Here is a 19294-nt window from a genome sequence, read left to right as displayed (position 1 = left end):
GCAACGCCCACCAGGTGGAGGCGCTGGTCGCCAACCTGATCTCCGTCAACCGCCGCTACAAGGCACACGCCGGGCTCCGCGTCACGGACGTATGACATCCCGGGCGGCCCCGCACCGGGCCGCCCGGAAGACGCGCCCAGGCCTCTGCGGTCCGGCTGTCCAGGCTGCGGGAGCGCCCAGGCCACCGGGGCGGTGGCCGGACCCCGGCCACCGCATCGCTGCCGTGATGCTGCCCGGTTCCGTACCGCGCCGGCCCGGGACGGGCTGAGGCCGTCCGGCACGCGCACCGCCGGCCGCCACCGCGGCCTTTGCGGTGACTTCGCATCGGGTCTGCTCTGCGGAGTGTGCGGCCGCCGCGACGACGTCACTGCGTTCGGCGGCCTTCCCCCGTGAAGGTGGACACGCGTTCGTGTGTCATGCGGCCGGCGTGAGCTTGACCGCGTGGTGCTGGTGTTCGTAACCATTGGGGCAGAGGTGCCCGTGGCGGAGTGCCTGCGGCGGGTGTTGTAGCGGGTCAGCCGACCGAAGGCGGCCGTACTGCGGCGGCTTCACACCGGAGGCGGGATTGTCGTCGAACAGCCCGGCCGGTGCGCGTCCAGGATGAAGGCTTCGACGCCCTTGTGGTCGAAGGTGCTCATCCGCCGGCTGCCCAGCAGCGGCAGCAGGTGGATGCTCAGCAGCGAGTCCAGGTGCACCACCGAGGCCGGCCCCAGGCCCCGCTGCCCGGCCTTCCACCGGGCGGCGTACTCCTCGAACGGCATCGCCCCGTACTTCGCGATGCGCTCCGCCTTCGCCTGGCCCCGTGGCGTCGCCTTCTTCGCTTTGTTGGCCTCCGTCAAACGCGCGATCGCCTTGTCCCGGGTCGCGAACCCGGACTCCTCCACCTGCTTCCCGGCCGCCGACCGATACCGGATCTCGCACGGGTGAGGGCACTTCGAGCACCGCGACCGCGGGTGCTCACACTGCTTGAAGAGCGAGCCCATCCCACGAACCAGGACTGCGGCACCCACGGTTGCTGGTTCCTCCGGGACCGATGCTGACAGTTTGCCAACCGCTGGCGGTCCGGAACGCCGCTGACCTGAACGGATGCACGCAGGGTTCGCCATGTTCCGGGACTGGATCGGCCGGACCCAGGAGGAGATCGAACAGGCTCGCCGGGACTGGATGACCGGCACCCGCTTCGGCGAGGTGAAGGGCTACGACGGCGCCCCGCTGCCGGCTCCCGAGCTCCCGCCGGTCCCGTTGAAACCACGGGGAAGGGTGCGCTGACCTTCGGAAACGTCTGAGCGTCGGCGGCCGGCGGGCGCTGCCTGGTGCGGCACCGGGCGGCGGGAGTGAGATCGGGCAGGGATGTGGTGTCGGAGGTGTCCATGGGCGGTGCTGACTGTCCGTCCGACGCGAACTCATCGCCACCACGCGAACCCCGCTCCGTCCCCACCTCGCCCCGCTCCTGTCGGTTCCGGGCTCCGACCGGTCTCGCCGCTGCTCCGCCCGGTGTGCCGGGGAGCGGGCCGCACAGACATATCACTCGCCCGATCGGGCTAACCCCGGGCCCGGAAGGATCACCGGGGGCCGCCCGCACTCATACGCTCCACGAGTGACTCGTACGAACGCCTTGAACACCGGCCGCGACGACTTCCTCAGCTGGGCGACGGGGGAGAGAGGCGTCGCGCTGCCGGCGCGCCTCACGGACGCCGTGCTGACGATGCTCGCGCTGCGCGGGGCGGACCGCAGGGCGGGCGTGCCGGAGCCGACCCCCGGCCTGCTGCGGCAGGTGCTGCACGAGGACCTGCCGCAGCTGCTGTGCGCCGGCGACGACGAGCTGGACGCCCTGCCCGCCGTCCTCAGCGCCCTCGCCGACCGGGTCCGGGCAGCGGGCCGGCTCAACGCCAAGCGCCACGCGCGCCTGCTCGCCGCCGTCGAGGACGCCGTGCCCGGCTTCCGCCGCGCCATGGCGGACCCGGCGAATCTGACCTGGCACCGCTGGTACGCGTCGCTGCTGACCGCCGACGGTGTCGACCCGGACGACCCCGCCGCCGTGGAGGCCTGGCTCGACGCCCACGAGAACACACCGCACGCCGACCGGCCGGCCCTGCCCGAGCCGCTGCACCGTTCCGACCTCGCGGAACGGACGTTCGCCGTGCGGATCCGTCTCGGTGAGGCACTGCTCGCCGCGTTCGCCCGCGACACCCGCGAGGCATCACCGGCGGGCCCGCTGCTGCCCACACCGCCGCTGGACGACCGACGCCCCGACGACGCACTCGCCGGTGAACTGGAGCGCATCGCCGATGCGTTGACCGACCGGTGGACCGCGGCGGGGCTTGCGGAGGCGTTCGCCACCCGGCACGCCGCACTCGCCCCCGCCCCGGAGGCGATGCCGCACGTCGAGCTCGCCGACCGCATGCTCGACGAACACCTCGACTACTACGGCGACTCGTCCGTCCCGCTGCCGCCCCCGCCGGCGGTCCCGTCGCCCGACGAGATCCGGGACCTGCTGCACGCCGCCCCGCTCCCCGCGGCGCTCGCGGCCGGGACCTTCGACGACGAGCTGCGCGACGTCGCGGAACGCTGCGGCCTGCCCGGCCCCGCCACCGCCGTGTGGACCGACGGCACCCCGCAGGAACTGCTCGAGCTGGCCGCCGACGTCCTGGCCACCCAGGCCGAACGGCTGCCGCTGGTCACCGGCCCGCAGGAGGCGTACTCGTTCGACGCGGCGCACCTCCTCTACTCGCTGTACGAACGCGGCAGCACCCCCGACTCGGTCGCCCGCAAGATCGCCGACGCGAAGTCCGACGGCCTGCCGCCCGAACTGGAGGACGCCCCGACGCCCGTGTCGCACAACGCCCCCGACGCCTACGAGCTCCCGTCGCCCGAGGAGCTGTCCCAACTCCTCGGGATGCCCGCCGTCACGGACGCCGACCGCGCCGAACTCGACGCCTCCGCACACGGACTGGCGTCGCTCGTGGACCAACTGGCCGCCACCGGCTGCGTCTTCCGTACCGGCGACACCTACGGGCTCACCCCGCTCGGCGCCGCCGTCATGCGCCACGTGCTCACCGCCGGCCATGTGGCCGCCCCCGACCGGGAAACCGTGGCGGAGTGGAACGCGGCCGAGACCGTGGCCGCCACCCGCCACTGGCCCACCCGGATCGCCGCCGCCACGCTTGCCGCGTGGGCCGCGCACCACGGTGGCACGGACGAGACGTGGGGCGAACTGCTCGGCGCCGTCTCCGCGGCCAAGGCCGACGAGCCTGATGCCGCCCGCACGTCCGAGTACTTCGCCCGTCTCGATGTCGCCGCGATCCCCGACACGGTGCTGCGCGCCGCGCTCACCGACCCGGTGACCGGAGCCGCCGCCCGCGGGCTGCTGCTGGCCCGGGGAGAGTCCGCCCCCGAGGACACGGTCCCCCTCACCGCCCGCGCCACGGTGCTCGTCGAGGAGCTGGACCAGCGCTGGATCGACGACATGCTCGGCCATGTGAGGCGCCGGTACGACGCGGACGAGACGGGCGCCCCGGCCGCGGCCGACATCCCGCCGACGACCCTGCTCCCCGCCTTCGACACGGCGGCCGCGGCCTGGCCCGGTGGCGCCGCAGCCCTGGTCGACGCCCTGGCCGAGGCGGATCCGGGCACGTCGCTGCGCATCCTGGAGGCCCTGCACGCCCACCACCCGGACCGCACGGTGGCGGCCGCGGCGGCCCACGCGAAGAAGACGGCGCAGCGGGCATCGTCCGGGCGCCGCCGCTGACACGCCCCGGGCTCGGCCGACAGCCCGCAGGGCCACCTTGCCGCGTACCGACACCCGGGCCCGGCAGGGCTTTGCCAGGGATGACGGTCGGGGAGTTCGGCGGGGAGATGTACGCGCCGCCGGTGCGGCAGGGGCAGAGAGTCGTCACGGTGGACACGAGGGCCTGCCGAGTGGCGGTCCGGATGCAACAATCCGCACCGAACCCAGCAGGCCCTCACCTGTTCAGGAACCCGGCCGTGCGTCGGCATCTTCCGGCACAGCGCGTCCGGCCCGGTACTGCCCCCACGACGCCGGTCGGACGGCTGGCCCCTCGCTGTCGAGCTGGACGCCGGGGCGACCGTTCTCGACGACGTAGGTCGCCCGGGTGGAGACCGGCGCACCGGGCCTGGTGACATAGGGGACGACCCGGAAGTCGGTCGTCCACAGGTCCGACGTCACCGTGGCCCGCATGCAGCCGCGGCGGTGGTCGGCGGGCTCGATGTGCGGGTTCGCGAGGAGTGAGTCGCGGCTGTAGGCATCCTGGTCGGCGCCGTCGCCAGGCGCTCACACCCTCGACAACGTGACAGCGCCTTCGAACGTGTGCCTCGGTGGTTTCTTCAGTCGTCGGCAGCGGCGGTCGCGGCGTGGGGGCAGGAGGTCGTTGAGGGGTTCCTGGACGACTTCGAGCCGGGCGGCTCCCGGGGCTTGCGGGTTCGCTGCGGTCTGTCCGGCGGTGATGAGCCGGGCGAGCCGCACCGTTGCAGTGAGGAGATCCGGTCGGGATCAATCTTGCTCTGTTGGGCTGCGTGGACCCCCGGTCGCCATCACGGGAGAGGGCGGTACGTACGACTCTCTCGCAGTGGTGCGGTCAGGGTCGGGTGATCGGTCGACGAGCCGGGGCGCCGGTCAGGTGCTGCCACCAGTCGGTGAGGGGGCGGGCACCGGAGTCCTCGTGGGCGAGGGAGCTGTCGGGGTGGCGGTCGCGGGCGCCGAGGAGCTGCTGCTCGACGGCATCGTGGCCCGGCCGGTCGAGGAGGGCGAGGTCGGGGTCGTCGACCGCGTTGAGCCACCGGTAGCCGTACTGCAGGCGCCGTCACGTTGTTGGGCGGGCCGGTGTCTGACGGTGTGCCGGGGGCGTGGTGGGCTTGCGGCCGGTCCTGTGTTCAGGCCGTGGTGGGCGGCCGGGGCCGGTGATCTGGTCCCAGACGGTGAAGCCGATGGCCATCTCGGCTCGGCGGTCGGGGCGGAGGCCGCGACGAAAGCAGCGAAGCTCCGGTTGAAGACGGATGACCTTGCCAAGTCGCCGTCCGTGACCGGAGCTTCGGTGTGTCGTCGGTCTGCCGCCGTCTGCTTGATCAAGTCGCCCTCGCGTCAGCACCGCGCACTGCCGCCGCCGGCCGAGCGGCCGGCAGTACTGTCCGGTCCACGCCGACGGCGCGGGGCGCGTCGCCCGTTCGTGGCGGTGCTGCTGGTCGCCGCGTGTGCAGTGACTTCGGGGGCCAGGCCCTGGACCGCGATCGGCCAGTGGGCACGGTCGGCCCCGCAGGAGATCCCGGTCCGGCTCGGCGCCCGCACCGCCGGGGCCCTCGCTGTGCGTGTCGCGCCGTCGCTGTCCACGATCCGTCAGGTGGGCGCTGCGAGGGAGAAGTCCGCATCGCGACCATCCGTCCCGGTGACGGCGGCGCTGGCGGCGAGCAAAGACCTCACCCACTTCATGAGTGTGACATTCACATGTCAAGTCTTCAACTCCCTTGATTATAACCACCAGTTACCACACTCTTTACTCGGCCCTGGGCGGAACGCAGCGCTCAGGGCCGTGTGCGCGACCCCGCGCGCACCCCCACACCGCGCGCCACACCCAGGCGCGCTTGCCTGAGGAGGACCCCCTCACATGGCACAACCGCGTAGCAGGAAGATCCGCTTCGCCGTCCTCACCGGTGTTGCGACCGCCGCCCTTTTGGGCGGACTCACCGCGCTTCCCGCCCAGGCCGCCCCGGCCGAAGGAAGAGTGCTCGCCGCCGACTCCCCCACGGCCGTCAAGGACAGCTACATCATCACGCTCAAGAAGACAGCGGGCTTCAAGTCCGCGTCGAGCAAGGGCAAGGGCCTGATCACCAAGTACGGCGGCACGGTGAAGAAGACGTTCGGCAGCGCGCTGAACGGCTACACGGCGGACCTCTCGGCGACCGAGGCCAGGAGACTCGCGGCCGACCCGGCGATCGCCTCGGTGGAACAGAACCAGAAGGTCCACCTCGACGCCACGCAGACCAATGCCCCCTGGGGACTGGACCGCATCGACCAGGCGGCACGCCCGCTCTCCGGCACGTACACCTACCCGGACTCGGCGGGCAGCGGCGTGACCGCGTACGTCATCGACACCGGGGTGCGCATCACGCATTCGCAGCTCAGTGGGCGGGCCTCGTACGGCTACGACGCCGTCAGCGGCGGCACGCCGTCGGACGGCAACGGCCACGGTACCCACGTCGCCACCACCATCGCGGGCTCCACCTACGGCGTCGCCAAGAAGGCCAGGATCGTGGCAGTCCGCGTGCTCAACGCCAGCGGCTCGGGCACCACGGCCGGCGTCATAGCGGGCGTCGACTGGGTCACCAAGAACCACTCCGGCCCCTCGGTCGCCAACATGTCGCTGGGCGGCGGCGCCTCCGCCTCGCTGGACGCGGCCGTGCGCAACTCGATCGCCAGCGGTGTCACCTACGCGGTCGCCGCGGGCAACGAGAACGCCAACGCGTCCTCCTCCTCCCCCGCCCGGGTCACCGAGGCGATCACGGTCGGCGCCACCACCAGTACGGACGCCAGGGCCAGCTACTCCAACTACGGCTCGGTCCTCGACCTCTTCGCCCCCGGCTCCTCGATCACGGCGGGCTGGCACACCAGCGACACCGCGACCAACACCATCTCGGGCACGTCGATGGCGACACCGCACGTCGCGGGCGCGGCCGCGGTCTACCTCGCGGGCCGCACCACGGCCACCCCGGCACAGGTTTCCGCGGCTCTGGTGAACGGCGCCACTTCGGGCGTGGTCACCAGCCCGGGCTCCGGTTCGCCGAACAAGCTTCTGCGTCTCGTCCCGTGACAACCCGTCAGATGTGAACGCCGTTTCCCGGAGGCCGCCGTGCCTTCGGGAAACGGCGCTTTCCCGGCCGGCGAGCGGACGGAGTCCGCTCGCCGGCCGGGCGTCAGGCCCGGTTGAGGTAGAGGAGCACGGCCAGTACGCGGCGGTGGTCCTCGGCGGAGCCGGCCAGGCCGAGCTTGGTGAGGATCGAGCTGACGTGGGTTTCGACCGTGCGGTGGGTGAGCCACACCGCCGTGGCGCCGACCAGCACCAGCAGCAGCCCGACCACGTTGTCCGGACGGCGCACCGCCGCCACCACGCCCAGCACGACGGAGGGCAGCGCGAACGCCACGCCGACCGCGAACGCCGTGTTGGCGCCCCCCTCCCCGCCGAGCACCGCCAGGATCACTCCGGCGGCTGCCGGCACGCTCGTCAGGACCGCGGCGGCGACAGCGAACAGACCCCGAGTTGCCACGCGCCCAGGGTAGGACGGCGGTCACCGGGAGTGAATACGTGGCAGCACGGAGAACGGTTCCGGGCCCGCCCCGATCCGCGGACCCGCCCCGTCCGCGACCTGCGCGGCTTCTGGCGGGTGACGGCGGCGGTCCTCGCCCCGCTTGCCCGCGCTCGCGCCGGCGGCGTGCCTGATCGTCCTGCCGTTCCGGCCGGACGCCCGGATCGGCACGGCGATCGCCGGCAGCGCGGCCCACCCCGGCGCCGCCCGGGCCGCGCTCTGGCTGTCGCTGCTGTTCACACTGCGTCAACCGCCTGCCGGGGATGGTGCGTTGTCGGCACCGGGGCGGAAAGCTGTGTGGGGACGCGGACCTCAGTCGTCGTACGACAGGCCGTGCCCGGAGCGGAAGAGGACCTTGGTCGGGTCGTCGGCCCGTTGGACGGGCACGGGCAGCTTGCCGCGCGGCTCGACCCGGCCGGCGATCACCCGGGCGGCGGCGCGCAGTTCGACCTCGGTCCAGCAGTAGGAGACCAGTGAGGCCGGGACGTCGCCGAGGTGGGCGATGTCGTAGGGGTTGCGCACCGCGAGGTGGACGACGGGGACGCCCGTCGCGAGCAGCCGGGACACCAGGGTGCGCTGGGCGCTGGTGGCGCTGACGTTGTCGGTGGTGACCACCACCGCGTCCCGTCCCTGTGCGGCGGCCACGGCCTCGTCGATCTTCGCCGCGTCGGGTGCCCGGCCGGTGGCGAGGTGGGTGGTGCTGTAGCCCAGTTCGTCGAACGCCCTGGCCAGCTCGGGCACCGTGGTGCGGGTCTCGTCGGTGGGGAAGGCCGGGTCGGCGCCGACCACGAGCAGCTTCTTCTGCCTGCGGCGCAGCGGGAGCGCCTTGTCCTCGTTGACCAGCAGGGTGGTGGTGCGCTCGGCGATCCGGGCGGCGGCGAGCCGGTGCTGGCGGGCGCCGACGACCCGGTCGACCTCCTTCGGGGAGGTGTAGGGGCTGCCTCTGAACAGGCCGACCTTGTCCTTGACCCGCAGGATGCGCAGCACCGACTCGTCGAGTCGGTCCTCGGTGATCTCCCCGCTGCGGACGGCGGCCAGGACGCCGTTGTAGGCGACGTCGATGTCCGGCGGGAACAGCAGTTGGTCGGCGCCGGCCTTGAGGGCGAGGACGGGCACGCGGTCGTCGCCGTACTTGGTGCGCACGCCGCGCATGTTGAGGGCGTCGGTGACGATCACGCCGTCGAAGCCGAGTTCGTCGCGCAGCACGCCCTGGAGGATCGTGGGCGACAGGGTGGCCGGTTCGTTGCTGGGGTCGAGCGCGGGGACCTGGAGGTGCGCGGTCATGATCGAGTCGACGCCGGCGGCGATCGCGGCCTTGAAGGGCGGGGCGTCGATGCGGTCCCACTCCTCGCGGGTGTGGGCGATCACGGGCAGCCCGGTGTGGCTGTCCTCCCCGGTGTCCCCGTGGCCCGGGAAGTGCTTGGCGCAGGCCACGACGCCGACCTGCTGATAACCCGTCACCTGGGCCGCCACCATGCGACCGACCTCGCGGGCGTCGGCGCCGAAGGAGCGGACGTTGATGATGGGGTTGGCCGGGTTGACGTTGACGTCGGCGACCGGGGCGAAATTCTGATGGATGCCCAGGGCTGCGAGTTCGGTGCCCGATATCCGTCCGGCGGTGCGCGCGTCGGAGAGCGATCGGCCCGCGCCGAGCGCCATCGCGCCCGGCAGCTGGGTGGCGCCGCTGCCGATGCGGACGTTGGCCCCGTGCTCCTGGTCGATGGAGATCAAGGACGGGACGGGGGTGGGCAGGGCGAGCGAGGCTCGCTGCACACCGTTCGTCAAGTCCGCGATCTGGCGGGGGTCTTGTATGTTGTTCGCCCAGCCGGAGAAGTAGATGACACCCCCGATGTGGTACTTGGCGATGAGCTCGGCCACGGTGCGGACGCCGAGTTCCCTGAGGTTGCGGTCCTGGTCGAACTGGCTGGGAGAAGTCGCCGACGTACCGTAGAAGTACGGTACGAACAGCTGGCCGATCTTCGCCTCGATGCTCATCCGGGAGATGATCTTCTTGAGGCGGTTGTCGCGCTTGTGCGCGACCGCGGGGGTGGCCGTCACGCCCACGACGCCCGTTGCGCTCGCAGCGACCACGGTCGCGGAGGCGAGAACGGTTCGTCTGGACAGACTCCGGTCCTGCATGCGGACATGCTCCTTCCAGCCTTGCCCATCAAGGGAGTTGAAGGAAACGTGAAGGAATCCGAACAGCGGGAAACGTAGCCCGCAGATCGCGGGCGGGGCAAGAGGTCCAGACACAATAGGTCTAGACGAAATGAGGGCTCTCCCGCCGTATGCGCGGATCAGGCTGTCGTGAGTTGGCGGCCGGTGAGGGCGGGTCCGACGCCGCGCACTGCCGCACCGCCATGAGGGAGCGGACGGAGTTCGGTGTCAGCCCCGGCCGAGGACGCAGAACTCGTTGCCAGCCGACATCACCCCGTCCCCGGCCATCCTTGACGGCGGGAAACGGAGCCCTGGCGCCCAGGGCCCGAGAGGCCTGCCTTCCGGCACGTCCCGCACACCGGAACACGGGCACTGTTCGGGAGAACGGGGTGTCCGACAGGGACGACGCGGGCGTCTTCCTCGGCCTGGACGAAAAGAGACGCCACGAACGCCGCGCTGATCGCGCATGCCGCCCGTCCGACCAGGTGCTGAAGCTGCGCAAGCAGGGCACCACACCCGCCCAGGAGAAAGCCCGCCGCGCACGCGAAGAACAAGACCGGCTCGCGGCACGCGCCGCCGGGGACCGCGTCCGGGCCCGACCCACCGCGCGTCACCGCCCCGGAGTCGCCCGTGGGGCGGCGCCCGCGGTGCTCCCGGACGGACGGATAGTGTGGGCCCGTCAGCGAAGATCGCAGAAAGACGGAGCACATGGCGGACATCGTGGAGACGGCGGCGCGGAAGGTCTTCGAGCGCTACGACGTGGACGGGGACGGCCTGGTCACCGCAGACGAGTACCGGAAGGTCGTGGCGGAGCTGGAGGGCTCCGAAATCACCGGGCCTGAGGCCCGGGAACTGATCGATCTGCTCGACACCAACGGCGACGGCCAGATGTCCTTCGAGGAGTTCTGGGCGGCCATGAACCGTTGACACCACGGGCCCGGCACACGAGCGTGCCGGGCCCGGCCGTGCCGCCCCGAGTACCGGCGGGTGCCTCGACCGATCCTCGTCCGGCTCACCGGTTCATGATCACGAGCCGTGCGCCGTGAATCCCCGGGCCCAGGGCACGCGTACGCGTGCAGGGCTCCCGAGCCGTTGAGCTCTGGTCCGGGAATGACCGTCACGAGCAGCGGCCGGTGGCGAGGCGGGGAAGTCCTTCTTCGCCGTTGTGCCGCTCGAAAAGTCGTCGCGGATGGCAGCGGTGACGGTTCGTCGGCCGGGAGCATGTCCGGATGAACGTGTCCCTGTTGTGCAGGGTGACCCGGAGGTTGCCCTCCCCGCCGTCGTTGCTGCTCCGCGGGGATGCGGCGAAAGACACCGACTTCTCGTCCTGCGCCACCGGAGCGCGGTGCTGCGCCGGCAGCAAACCGGCCCGGTCCACCACGGGCAAGTCGATACATCGCGAGAGGACAGCGGCGTCAAACGGTGCACGGACGGAGCGTGGTCCGCTCAGACCCCCACCGGCGAGGGTCCTGCGAGCGCCTCCGACTCTCCTGTGAAAAAGGTGTCCAGCGCCGTGAGTGATGCGTCCAGGCGCTGCCGCAGCGTGACGTAGTCGTCGGCGAGCGCGCTGACCACCAGGGCGTGTTCGCCCGCCACCAGGGTCGCTGCGCTGGGTTCCGGGCGGGGGTGAGGCGGCTGTGCCGGTGCTCCCGGGTCGACGGTGAGCAGGGCGCCGATGGCTTTGCGGCCGGCTGTCACGGCCGGTCCGGCCCAGCCGGGCCCATGTGTGCATGGGGGACGTGAATGTCACATCTGCTCAGTACCGGCCTTCCCGGCTGCCCGCCGAGGCCGGAGCGGAGGTGGCTCACGGGTCTTCCGGCTCTGCTGTCATAGCCGACCGGCATGAGTTTCTAACCGAGCAGTCGCAGCATCGCGAATGCGGTGAGTCCCACGAGCAGGGTGGACAGCAGGCCGAGCAGCAACGCCCGGGGTCCGGTGCGCAGCAGGGCGCCGATCCGAACCGAGCACCCCAGTCCGAACAGTGCGCCCGCCAGCAGCAGTGTGGTGACGGTTCGCGATGCGTCGAGCACCGGTTCGGGCAGCACGCCCAGCGTACGCACCGCGACCATGGCCAGGAAACCGAGCACGAACAGCGGGACCAGGGGCGGGCGCCGGTCCCGCCGGGGCGGCGCGTTGCGCCGTTCCGCCAGGCTCACCCCGGCCACCATGGGCGCGAGCACCACCACCCGGCTGAGCTTCACCACCGCGGCGGTGGCCACCGCCGCGGCTCCTGCCGGCGATGCGGCCGCGACGACCTGGGCGACCTCGTGGACGGACAGCCCCGCCCACGCACCCTGTTCCACGCCGGTCAGGCCGAGGAGCGGCCCGCACAGCGGCACGGCCACGATCGCCAGTCCGCCGTACACGGTCACGAGTGCGATCGCCGTGGCGACGTCTTCGTCCTCACGGCGCACCACGCTCTCCATCGCCGCGATCGCCGAGGCCCCGCATATGGAGAACCCGGTGGCCACCAACACCGCAAGGCCGCGCGACACACCGAGCAGCCTGCCGAGGCCGAGTGTGCCGAGGAAGCTGATCGCCACGGTGAGCGCGACCGCGAGCACGGGGCCTGTGCCCAGGTCGAGCACGTGCTCGACGGCCAGTTGCAGGCCGAGCAGCACCACGCCTGCGCGCAGCAGCCTGCGGGTGGCCCACTGCAGGCCGGGACGCATCGCGGCGGGCAGCACCGGGAGGTTTCCGACGCAGGCGCCGAGTACGACAGCCGCGGTCAGCGCACTGAGCCCGGGCAGGAGCAAGGCGACCGCGTACGCCGCGCCGGTACCCGCGACAACGCAGGTCAGCCCGGGTAGCAGTCGGTGTGCGGCAGATGCCGGGGAGGTTGCGGTCGTTCCGCCGGGGTTCATCATGATCCCCACCGTCGGCGATGCTCCGGATCGGCGGTAGCCGCGCACTCGGCATGACGTCATACCCTGTGGCTATGAGTGCGGTACCCGATCTGGAGTCCTTGCGGCTGCTCGTGCTGATCGGTGAGCGGGGCAGTCTGGGCAAGGCGGCGGCCGAGATGGGGATAGCCCAGCCCTCGGCGAGCAAGCGTCTGTCCACGTTGGAACGGCGGCTCGGCCTCACCCTTGTCGACCGGACCCGGCGTGGTTCCGCACTCACCCCGGCGGGCCGGGTCGTGTGGGGGTGGGCACAGCGGGTGCTCGAGGAACTGGACGGCTTGCTGACCGGGGCCGAGGCCCTGCGCAGCGAGCGCGACGCCAAGCTGCGGGTGGGCGCGAGCATGACCATCGCCGAGCACCTGGTGCCGATGTGGATCGGCGAACTGCGCCGGTCCGAGCCGGAGCTCTACGTCGGCCTGCAGGTGACCAACTCGGAACGGGTGGGAGCGCTGGTGCGTGACGGAGCGATCGATGTCGGGTTCGTGGAGTCGCCGACCGCGCCTGCCGGGTTGTCCACCCGCAGGGTTGCGGCGGACCGGCTGCTGGTCGTGGTCGCCCCGGCTCATCCGTGGGCGCGCATACGGCGTTCACTGAGCACGGCGGAGCTGGTGACCGTGCCATTGGTGGTCAGGGAACGGGGGTCGGGCACCAGGGAGACCCTGGAACGCGCGCTTCGCCGCGCCGGGGCGGGCGAGGTCATGCCGTTGGTCGAACTCGGGTCGGCAGCCGCGGTCCGGGGCGCGGTGATCGCCGGTACCGGTCCCGCCGTGATGAGCGAGCTCGCCGTGGCCGCGGACCTTGCCGAGGGCAGACTGATCGAGGTGGCGGTGGCCGGGCTGGACCTGCGCCGGATGCTGCGCGCGGTGTGGCCGGCGGGGCGCAAGCTCGTCGGCCCTGCCGCCTCCTTGCTCGCCACCGCGACCAGGGGCCGGTGAGGCACGCTGCGCTTCAAGGTCCACGAGGACTGGGGCGCGGCCCCTGCGGTGATCTCCGCCTGTCTCGACGTGTGCGGCGAGTCCGGCGCCCAGCCGGCCATCCACGCAGACTCCCTTGGCACCCCACAGGCCGGGCACCCGCCCCGCTGTTGTACCGCGCCGTCGACACCGCCGTCCGGCTGACAAGCCTGCGGGGGTGGCCACGGCCATGGCCGCGGATGATCGGACAACAGTGCCGGGTTGACCACCGCGAGGATCGTGGCGACGTCCTCACGAGACACGTCACCAGGACCTCGTCGCGATCACCGTTCGTGACGAGGCAGGGCCTGTCGTGCGCTGCGGAGTGTGACTGGAGTCGATGGTCGCCGGCGACCAGCGATCTGCTGCGCAGCCCGCAGCCCGCAGCCCGCAGCCCGCAGCCCGCAGCCCGCAGCCCGCAGCCGGGCCGGAAGCGTGTGACTACTGCGCTCCGCCATCAGCTCTGCTCAATGGGGAGATGAATGGGTCCTCGCAGGACGGGGCTTCGCCGGTACGGCGGCGGGTCGGCAACCAGGCTGGGCCGATCGAGGCGCTGTACCAGCTCGCCCGGCGCGATCTGGGATTCCAGCCGGGCCAGGGGGCCGCCGAAGCACAGGTGGATGCCGCTGCCGAAGCCGAGGTGCTGGTTGTCACGCCGGTCGGGGTCGAAACTGTCGGGATCGTGGAAGCGGTTCGGATCGCGGCTGCCCGAAGCCAGCATGAGCATGATCTGCGAGCCCTTGGGGATGACGGTGTCGGCGACGGTGATGTCGCTGTACGCCGCCCGCCAGGGAATGATGTGCACGGGCGGCTCGTAGCGCAGCAGTTCTTCGACCAGCGGCACGGCCAGGCCCGGTGCTCCTGCTGCGCCCGGTCGACCGGCGAGCCGGCCCGCGCCGCCCGTCGGGCCGCGGGCAACGCCCCGGCCCACGAGGTCACCGTGGTGCACAGCGCCTCCCGGTGCACCTACGGGGTGGCGCGTATCCATGCAGAATTGCGCAGGCTGGAGCGGCGGGGCAACCGCAAGCGAGTGGAGCGGATCATGCGGGGGGCGCGGCATCGCCGGGGAACCCGGCGCAAGCGCCGGTCGCTGACCCGTCCGGCGAGGAGGGCGGTGCCCGCCGTGGACCTGATCGGCCGCGACGGCACGGCCGAGGGCCCGGGCCGGAAACCGGTCGGGGACATCACCCATCTCCCCACCGCCGAGGGCCTGCTGTGTCGGGCGACCCGGCTGGACCTGGCCACCCACGGGATCGTCGGCCATCCGATGGCCGAAGGACGGCTCCCCCCCCCCCGCCGTATGTTTGAGTGTTAAATTATTGACCGCTTAGGTAACGCCACCTAGGGTCGCGGCAACTCTGCTGACTCCCGCACTGCGCGGAAGGATTCCCATGTCGACCGTGGCCACGGAAAAAAGCCTGGGCCTGGGCTCCATTGCTGCGAGACTCGAACGGTTGCCGCACTCGCGGTGGCACGTCAAGGTCCGCTTCCTGATCGGCGCCGTCACCTTCTTCGAGGGGTTCGACCTCCTGCTCGCCGCCTCCGCACTGCCCGTCCTGACCGAGCAGTGGAACCTCTCCACCGGTCAGGCGACCTTCGCCGTCTCCGCCGCCTCGGTCGGCATGCTGGTCGGAGCGTTCGGCGCCGGCTGGCTCGGCGACAAGATCGGCCGGGTGCGCACCGTCGCCCTCGGCGTGCTGATCACCGGCCTCGCCAGCATTGCGGTGGCCTGCTCCGCCAACATCGAGATGTTCGCAGGCTTCCGCTTCGTCCAGGGCATCGGCATCGGCGGCGTGGTGCCCATCGCCGCCACCTACATCAACGAGATCGCCCGCTCCGACAACCGCGGCAAGCTGGTGCTGCTCTACGAGTTGATCTTCCCCGCCGGTCTCTCGGCGGCCTCCCTGGCCGCCGTCTGGGTCGTCCCCAACCTAGGCTGGCAGGCGATGTTCCTGATCGGCGGCCTGCCGGTGCTGCTGGCGCTGTTTTTGGTCCGCAAGGTGCCCGAGTCGCCGCGCTGGCTGGCCTCCCAGGGGCGCCTGGAGGAAGCGGAGGAGGTCATCACCAAGATCGAGGCCGAGGTCCGGGCCTCGGCCAAGGAGGCGCTGCCCAAGCCCTCCCTGGACATCCCCGCCGAGGAGTCCCGCGGCCGCCTGCGCGAGATCTTCCAGGGCCGCTACCTGCGTCGCACCGTCATCCTGTCGACCATGTGGTTCGTGGCCTACTACGTGAACCACGGCATCATCACCTGGCTGCCGTCGCTCTACACCAAGCAGTTCGGGCTGGACCTCGCCACCGCGCTGATCTACTCCCTGATCAGCAACGCCACCGGTCTGCTGGGCACGCTGATCGCCGCGCTGGTGGTCGACCGCATGGGCCGCAAGCCGCTGCTGCTCACCGCGCTGATCGGTACCACGGCCGCACTGGCCGCGCTCGCTGTCGCCGGTGCCACCTCCGGCGGTCAGGTCGCGCTCTTCGCCTCCTGCACCACCTTCTTCATCTTCGTCATCAACGCCTCGCTCTACCTCTACTCGCCGGAGCTGTACCCGACGCGCAACCGCGCCAAGGGCGCCGCGTTCGGCGGTGTGTGGAACCGCCTCGGTGTGATCTTCGGCCCGATCGCGGTCGGCGCGATCATCGCCTCCGGAGCGAGCCTCAACGTCATCTTCATCCAACTGGCGGTCGTCGCCGCGGTGGGCGCGATCGTCGCCTGCTTCGCAGAGGAGACCAAGGGCAGGACGCTCGAGGAGCTCAACGCCTGACGGCTGCCGCGCGCACCCCGCAGGCCCGGCTCTCCCCTACGGCAGGAGAGCCGGAGGTCCCGATTTCCGAGGTCGTCCCGCCCTTCTCACATCCGGGCGCCTGCCCGAAACCATTGAAGGAATAATTTTTCACCCAATAAGGAATGACCAGGAGGAGACCGCTGTGGCCGACAGGGCTCAGAGCAGCACGGACGCCGACGCGGTGTCGCGCATCATCGAGGAGTGGCACCGGCAGCGGCCGGATCTCGACCCGTCCCCCATCGAAGTGCTGGGACGCCTGCACCGGTCCTTCCTGCTGTACCAGTCGCGGACGAGTAAACCGGTGGCCGCGGCGGGGCTGTCGCTGGCCGGGTTCGATGTGCTGGCTGCGCTGCGGCGGTCCGGGGAACCGTACCGTCTGACGGCGGGTGAGCTGGCGGCGACAAGCCTGATCTCGTCCGCCGGCGTGACGCTGCGACTGGACCGGCTGGAGGGCGACGGGCTGATCGTCCGGGAACGGGACGTGAAGGACCGCCGAGTGGTGCACTGCCGGCTCACCCCGGCGGGGCTCAAGCTGATCGACAGCCTGTTCGCGGAGCACCTGGAGAACGAGCGGTCCATGCTGGCGGGGCTGAAGCCGAAGGAGCGGGTACAACTGGCCGCACTGCTGCAGAAGCTGGAGCGCAGCTTGGGATCGACGGCGGACCCCGCGGCAGGCGTTGTCACGTTGGCGGGGTGTTGAGCGATTGAGAGCGCGTCAGGGCGTGGAGGTGGCGGGTGTCCGGTGTCGGCGGGGCCGGAAGTGGGGTGGGATGCCGCCGAACGCGGACAGGAATCTTTGTGCGGCGTCGACGGAGCGGAAGCCTTTCACGGCGCGTTCGCGCTGCCGCGTGGGCTGGTGGGAGTTTTCGGCCCGGTTGTTCAAGCCTTTGTGGGAGCGGTGCTCGACCGAGGGCATGACCTCGCGGTAAGCAGCCCCGTAGGAACGGAGTCTGTCCGTGACGATCCCCCTCGGCACGGCCCCGATTTCCTTGAGGAGCCGACGGGAGAAGCGCCGGGCCGCGGCCCTGTTGCGCCGGTTCTGGACGAGGGTGTCCAGCACGTTGCCGTCCTGGTCGGCCGTGCGCCAGAGACACTTCTGCCGCCGTTGATCGTGATGAAGACCTCGTCGAGGTGCCACTTGTCGCCGGGGCGGAGACGTCGGCGGCGCAGCGCGTTGGAGTAGGCCTGTCCGGACCTGGCGCACCAGCGGCGGACGGTCTCGTGGGAGACGATCCCCCCGCGCTCGAGCATCAGTTCCTCGACCCCGCGGAACGACAGCGGGAAGCGGAAGCACAGCCACACGCAGTGGGCAATGACCTCGGCCGGGTACCGGTGCCCCTGGTACGACGGCGGCGTGCTGACGGGGGATACCGGTTTCACCTGATGGGTCAACGGACGACAGGCTGCGGCTGCGGGTGAGCGGGCGCCGGAAAAGTCCCCCGGACGGCGTATCGGGGCATCAAGTCCACTACAGGAAAACCCATCTGGTCACCCATCAGCACGCCACAGAACGGCACGCAGGTGCCCCCTTGTAACCCGATTGGAGTCAATCTGCTGAATTCCCCTTATCTCTCGATATGGCAGATATCGGAATCGGTCAGTACGTTCATCATGAGTCGGCTGGCCAGTCGATTTCCCGAGACAGGAGAAACGCGTGATGATTACCCGTTCCACCGTCGCTACCGCGGCCGTCGCGGCCCTGGCCGCCACCGGTATCACCTACGCCTCGGCGTCCGCCTACGAGCCGGCCCAGGCCGCCCCCGCGGTCCAGCAGGCAGCCGCCCCCGCCTCGGCCCCCGCGGGCGGCGACTCCGGCAAGGACAACGGAGCTGAGGAGAGCGAGGGCAAGGACAGCGAGGGCAAGGACAACGGGGGCAAGGACAGCGGGGGCAAGGACAGCGAGGGCAAGGACAACGGGGGCAAGGAGAGCGAGGGCAAGGACAACGGGGGCAAGGACAACGGGGGCAAGGACAACGAGGGCAAGGACAACGGGGGCAAGGACAGCGAGGGCAAGGACAACGAAGGCCGGGACTTCGAGGGCAAGGACAACGGGGGCAAGGACAACGGGGGCAAGGGCAACGAAGGCCGGGACTTCGAAGGCAAGGACAACGGAGGCAAGGGCAACGAAGGCCGGGACTTCGAAGGCAAGGACTACGAAGGCCGGGACTTCGAAGGCAAGGACCACGAAGGAAGGCGCTTCGAGGGCCGGATCCACATCAACGAGCGTTCCTACTCGGCCGTTCCGGGCGACTGCATCACCGTCGTGAGCGGCCTGGGCTCCCGCAGCCTGAACATCCGCAACGACAGCTGGAGGACCGTCGAGGTCTTCCGCGGGGCCACCTGCGACAACGGCGCCCCCATCGCCACCGTCGGACCGCACAGCTCCAGCGACGGCGTGCACCCCCGCCACGTCAGGGGCGGCGTCTTCGTCAAGAACGGAGTGGTGGGCAGCTTCCGGGTCGTCCACCACTTCGGCAAGCACGGCGGGGACGGCGGACGCTGACCGGATCGCCGCCTTGGCGCAGCACACAGACCCCGGCCCGCTGGAATCGGGCCGGGGTCCCCCCTGCAGCATCCCATCCCGGACACCCGCTTTCACCCACCCACCGGGCACCCCGTCGTGAATCCGGACAACGACGCCCTGTCGGTCCAGCCCCTCCTCGATCTCAACCGACCGGGAGTGTCATGAATCAGATCAGGCTCTGACAGGATTTTCGTAGCCGTTGATCGTCAGCTGGATGGATCAGTTGAGCAGGATCCGGTGAGGGAGGAGGCGGAAGCCGGCCCGGCCGTACATCTGGCGTTCGGTGTGTCCTGACTGAACCGCTCCGGGATCGGTGGAGGCTCCACGCGTTGCCTCCAGCCGCCGGTTGGGGCTGGTGTTGAGCGTAGTGGTTGGTCTCGTGCTCGTGGGGCGGGACGTCTCCGATGGCGGTGCGGAGGCGCTGGTCGTTGAACCGGTCGACCCTCCCGCAGCCTTCGGCCGGGGCGCCCCCACCGCGGTGCCGAGTTCGACGTCGGCCAGGCCGTTCCAGGGCCTGGAAGCCGAGGCCGCTTCGAGGATCTCGTTGGTCCGGCGCAGCACCGCGTTCTCGTGCCGCAGCACGAGCAGTTCGGCACACGACATGACACTGCGCCTCCCCGCGTGCCTGCGGACGGATACCGTCCGCCCTCTGGCGGACGC

16 protein-coding genes and 5 pseudogenes are annotated in these 19294 nt (G+C 71.1%); 11 read left to right on the top strand and 10 right to left on the bottom strand.

Annotated features, from left to right (window positions below; translation table 11 throughout):
- Window positions 1-95 (top strand): annotated as a pseudogene (locus AB0I73_RS36200) (NADPH-dependent F420 reductase); the annotation flags it as partial.
- A gap of 453 nt (window positions 96-548) precedes the next feature.
- On the opposite strand, the gene AB0I73_RS36195 reads toward AB0I73_RS36200, so the two are convergent.
- A complete protein-coding gene (locus tag AB0I73_RS36195; protein WP_363044671.1) occupies window positions 549-884 on the bottom strand; it encodes a hypothetical protein in 336 nt (111 codons plus the stop codon).
- Between the two features lie 220 nt (window positions 885-1104).
- On the opposite strand from AB0I73_RS36195, the pseudogene AB0I73_RS36190 reads away from it, so the two are divergent.
- Together AB0I73_RS36190 and AB0I73_RS36185 are read left to right on the top strand one after the other, a co-directional pair.
- A pseudogene (locus AB0I73_RS36190) lies at window positions 1105-1269 on the top strand (pirin family protein); the annotation flags it as partial.
- A gap of 328 nt (window positions 1270-1597) precedes the next feature.
- The gene (locus tag AB0I73_RS36185) at window positions 1598-3748 is read left to right on the top strand and encodes a hypothetical protein (RefSeq protein WP_363044670.1); all 2151 of its coding nucleotides are present in this window, start codon (window positions 1598-1600) and stop codon (window positions 3746-3748) included.
- 222 nt (window positions 3749-3970) lie between these two features.
- Here AB0I73_RS36185 and AB0I73_RS36180 read toward each other — a convergent pair whose 3' ends face one another.
- Window positions 3971-4186, bottom strand: a complete 216-nt coding sequence (locus tag AB0I73_RS36180; protein WP_363044669.1) for a hypothetical protein — start codon at window positions 4184-4186, stop codon at window positions 3971-3973.
- Between the two features lie 277 nt (window positions 4187-4463).
- Here AB0I73_RS36180 and AB0I73_RS36175 point away from each other — a divergent pair, with 277 nt between their 5' ends.
- Both AB0I73_RS36175 and AB0I73_RS36170 read left to right on the top strand, forming a co-directional pair.
- Window positions 4464-5603, top strand: a complete 1140-nt coding sequence (locus AB0I73_RS36175; RefSeq protein ID WP_363044668.1) for a transposase family protein — start codon at window positions 4464-4466, stop codon at window positions 5601-5603.
- 15 nt (window positions 5604-5618) lie between these two features.
- Window positions 5619-6821, top strand: coding sequence for a S8 family peptidase (locus AB0I73_RS36170; RefSeq protein WP_363044667.1), 1203 nt, complete (start codon window positions 5619-5621; stop codon window positions 6819-6821).
- Window positions 6822-6924: 103 nt separating this feature from the next.
- On the opposite strand, the pseudogene AB0I73_RS36165 reads toward AB0I73_RS36170, so the two are convergent.
- The 3 genes and pseudogenes from AB0I73_RS36165 to AB0I73_RS36155 form a co-directional block, all read right to left on the bottom strand.
- Window positions 6925-7029, bottom strand: a pseudogene (locus AB0I73_RS36165) (DNA-binding response regulator); the annotation flags it as partial.
- A 267-nt stretch (window positions 7030-7296) separates the two neighbouring features.
- Window positions 7297-7554 (bottom strand): hypothetical protein, encoded by a 258-nt coding sequence (locus AB0I73_RS36160; RefSeq protein ID WP_363044666.1) that lies wholly within the window; start codon window positions 7552-7554, stop codon window positions 7297-7299.
- A 72-nt stretch (window positions 7555-7626) separates the two neighbouring features.
- Window positions 7627-9453: a glycoside hydrolase family 3 protein gene (locus AB0I73_RS36155; RefSeq protein ID WP_363044665.1), complete on the bottom strand. Its 1827-nt coding sequence runs from the start codon at window positions 9451-9453 to the stop codon at window positions 7627-7629.
- A 726-nt stretch (window positions 9454-10179) separates the two neighbouring features.
- Here AB0I73_RS36155 and AB0I73_RS36150 point away from each other — a divergent pair.
- Entirely contained in the window at window positions 10180-10398 is a 219-nt protein-coding gene (locus AB0I73_RS36150) for an EF-hand domain-containing protein (protein WP_363044664.1), read from the top strand.
- A gap of 519 nt (window positions 10399-10917) precedes the next feature.
- On the opposite strand, the gene AB0I73_RS36145 is transcribed toward AB0I73_RS36150, so the two are convergent.
- Entirely contained in the window at window positions 10918-11169 is a 252-nt protein-coding gene (locus AB0I73_RS36145) for a hypothetical protein (protein ID WP_363044663.1), read from the bottom strand.
- Between the two features lie 152 nt (window positions 11170-11321).
- Window positions 11322-12338, bottom strand: coding sequence for a putative sulfate exporter family transporter (locus tag AB0I73_RS36140; RefSeq protein WP_363044662.1), 1017 nt, complete (start codon window positions 12336-12338; stop codon window positions 11322-11324).
- Between the two features lie 71 nt (window positions 12339-12409).
- Here AB0I73_RS36140 and AB0I73_RS36135 point away from each other — a divergent pair.
- Window positions 12410-13300 (top strand): annotated as a pseudogene (locus AB0I73_RS36135) (LysR substrate-binding domain-containing protein); the annotation flags it as partial.
- 484 nt (window positions 13301-13784) lie between these two features.
- Here AB0I73_RS36135 and AB0I73_RS36130 read toward each other — a convergent pair.
- On the bottom strand, window positions 13785-14258 hold the full coding sequence (locus AB0I73_RS36130; protein WP_363044661.1) for a cytochrome P450: 474 nt from the start codon (window positions 14256-14258) through the stop codon (window positions 13785-13787).
- A gap of 9 nt (window positions 14259-14267) precedes the next feature.
- Here AB0I73_RS36130 and AB0I73_RS36125 point away from each other — a divergent pair, with 9 nt between their 5' ends.
- From AB0I73_RS36125 to AB0I73_RS36115, 3 genes are all read left to right on the top strand, one after another.
- Complete coding sequence (locus tag AB0I73_RS36125) at window positions 14268-14642, top strand: IS3 family transposase (RefSeq protein ID WP_363044660.1); 375 nt, start codon at window positions 14268-14270, stop codon at window positions 14640-14642.
- A 76-nt stretch (window positions 14643-14718) separates the two neighbouring features.
- Window positions 14719-16089 carry an MFS transporter gene (locus AB0I73_RS36120; protein ID WP_363044659.1) on the top strand — a complete coding sequence of 457 codons (1371 nt, stop codon included), beginning with the start codon at window positions 14719-14721 and terminating at the stop codon, window positions 16087-16089.
- Window positions 16090-16252: 163 nt separating this feature from the next.
- The gene (locus tag AB0I73_RS36115; RefSeq protein WP_363044658.1) at window positions 16253-16810 is read left to right on the top strand and encodes a MarR family transcriptional regulator; all 558 of its coding nucleotides are present in this window, start codon (window positions 16253-16255) and stop codon (window positions 16808-16810) included.
- A 78-nt stretch (window positions 16811-16888) separates the two neighbouring features.
- Here AB0I73_RS36115 and AB0I73_RS36110 read toward each other — a convergent pair.
- Window positions 16889-17490 (bottom strand): annotated as a pseudogene (locus tag AB0I73_RS36110) (IS6 family transposase); the annotation flags it as partial.
- Window positions 17491-17767: 277 nt separating this feature from the next.
- Here AB0I73_RS36110 and AB0I73_RS36105 point away from each other — a divergent pair.
- Window positions 17768-18613 (top strand): hypothetical protein, encoded by an 846-nt coding sequence (locus tag AB0I73_RS36105; protein WP_363044657.1) that lies wholly within the window; start codon window positions 17768-17770, stop codon window positions 18611-18613.
- A gap of 240 nt (window positions 18614-18853) precedes the next feature.
- Here AB0I73_RS36105 and AB0I73_RS36100 read toward each other — a convergent pair whose 3' ends face one another.
- A complete protein-coding gene (locus tag AB0I73_RS36100) occupies window positions 18854-19237 on the bottom strand; it encodes a hypothetical protein (protein WP_363044656.1) in 384 nt (127 codons plus the stop codon).
- Window positions 19238-19294: the final 57 nt, after the last annotated feature.

It is taken from the genome of Streptomyces sp. NPDC050388 (genome assembly GCF_040655635.1).
Taxonomy (GTDB): Bacteria; Actinomycetota; Actinomycetes; order Streptomycetales; family Streptomycetaceae; genus Streptomyces.
This window is presented reverse-complemented; position numbering and strand designations above follow the sequence as displayed.

Coding starts and splice junctions, on each gene's coding strand:
- AB0I73_RS36175 (WP_363044668.1), top strand. CDS start 4,464: ATGAGCCGGGCGAGCCGCACCGTTGCAGTGAGGAGATCCGGTCGGGAT.
- AB0I73_RS36170 (WP_363044667.1), top strand. CDS start 5,619: ATGGCACAACCGCGTAGCAGGAAGATCCGCTTCGCCGTCCTCACCGGT.
- AB0I73_RS36155 (WP_363044665.1), bottom strand. CDS start 9,453: ATGCAGGACCGGAGTCTGTCCAGACGAACCGTTCTCGCCTCCGCGACC.
- AB0I73_RS36150 (WP_363044664.1), top strand. CDS start 10,180: ATGGCGGACATCGTGGAGACGGCGGCGCGGAAGGTCTTCGAGCGCTAC.
- AB0I73_RS36140 (WP_363044662.1), bottom strand. CDS start 12,338: ATGATGAACCCCGGCGGAACGACCGCAACCTCCCCGGCATCTGCCGCA.
- AB0I73_RS36120 (WP_363044659.1), top strand. CDS start 14,719: ATGTCGACCGTGGCCACGGAAAAAAGCCTGGGCCTGGGCTCCATTGCT.
- AB0I73_RS36105 (WP_363044657.1), top strand. CDS start 17,768: ATGATTACCCGTTCCACCGTCGCTACCGCGGCCGTCGCGGCCCTGGCC.
- AB0I73_RS36100 (WP_363044656.1), bottom strand. CDS start 19,237: ATGTCGTGTGCCGAACTGCTCGTGCTGCGGCACGAGAACGCGGTGCTG.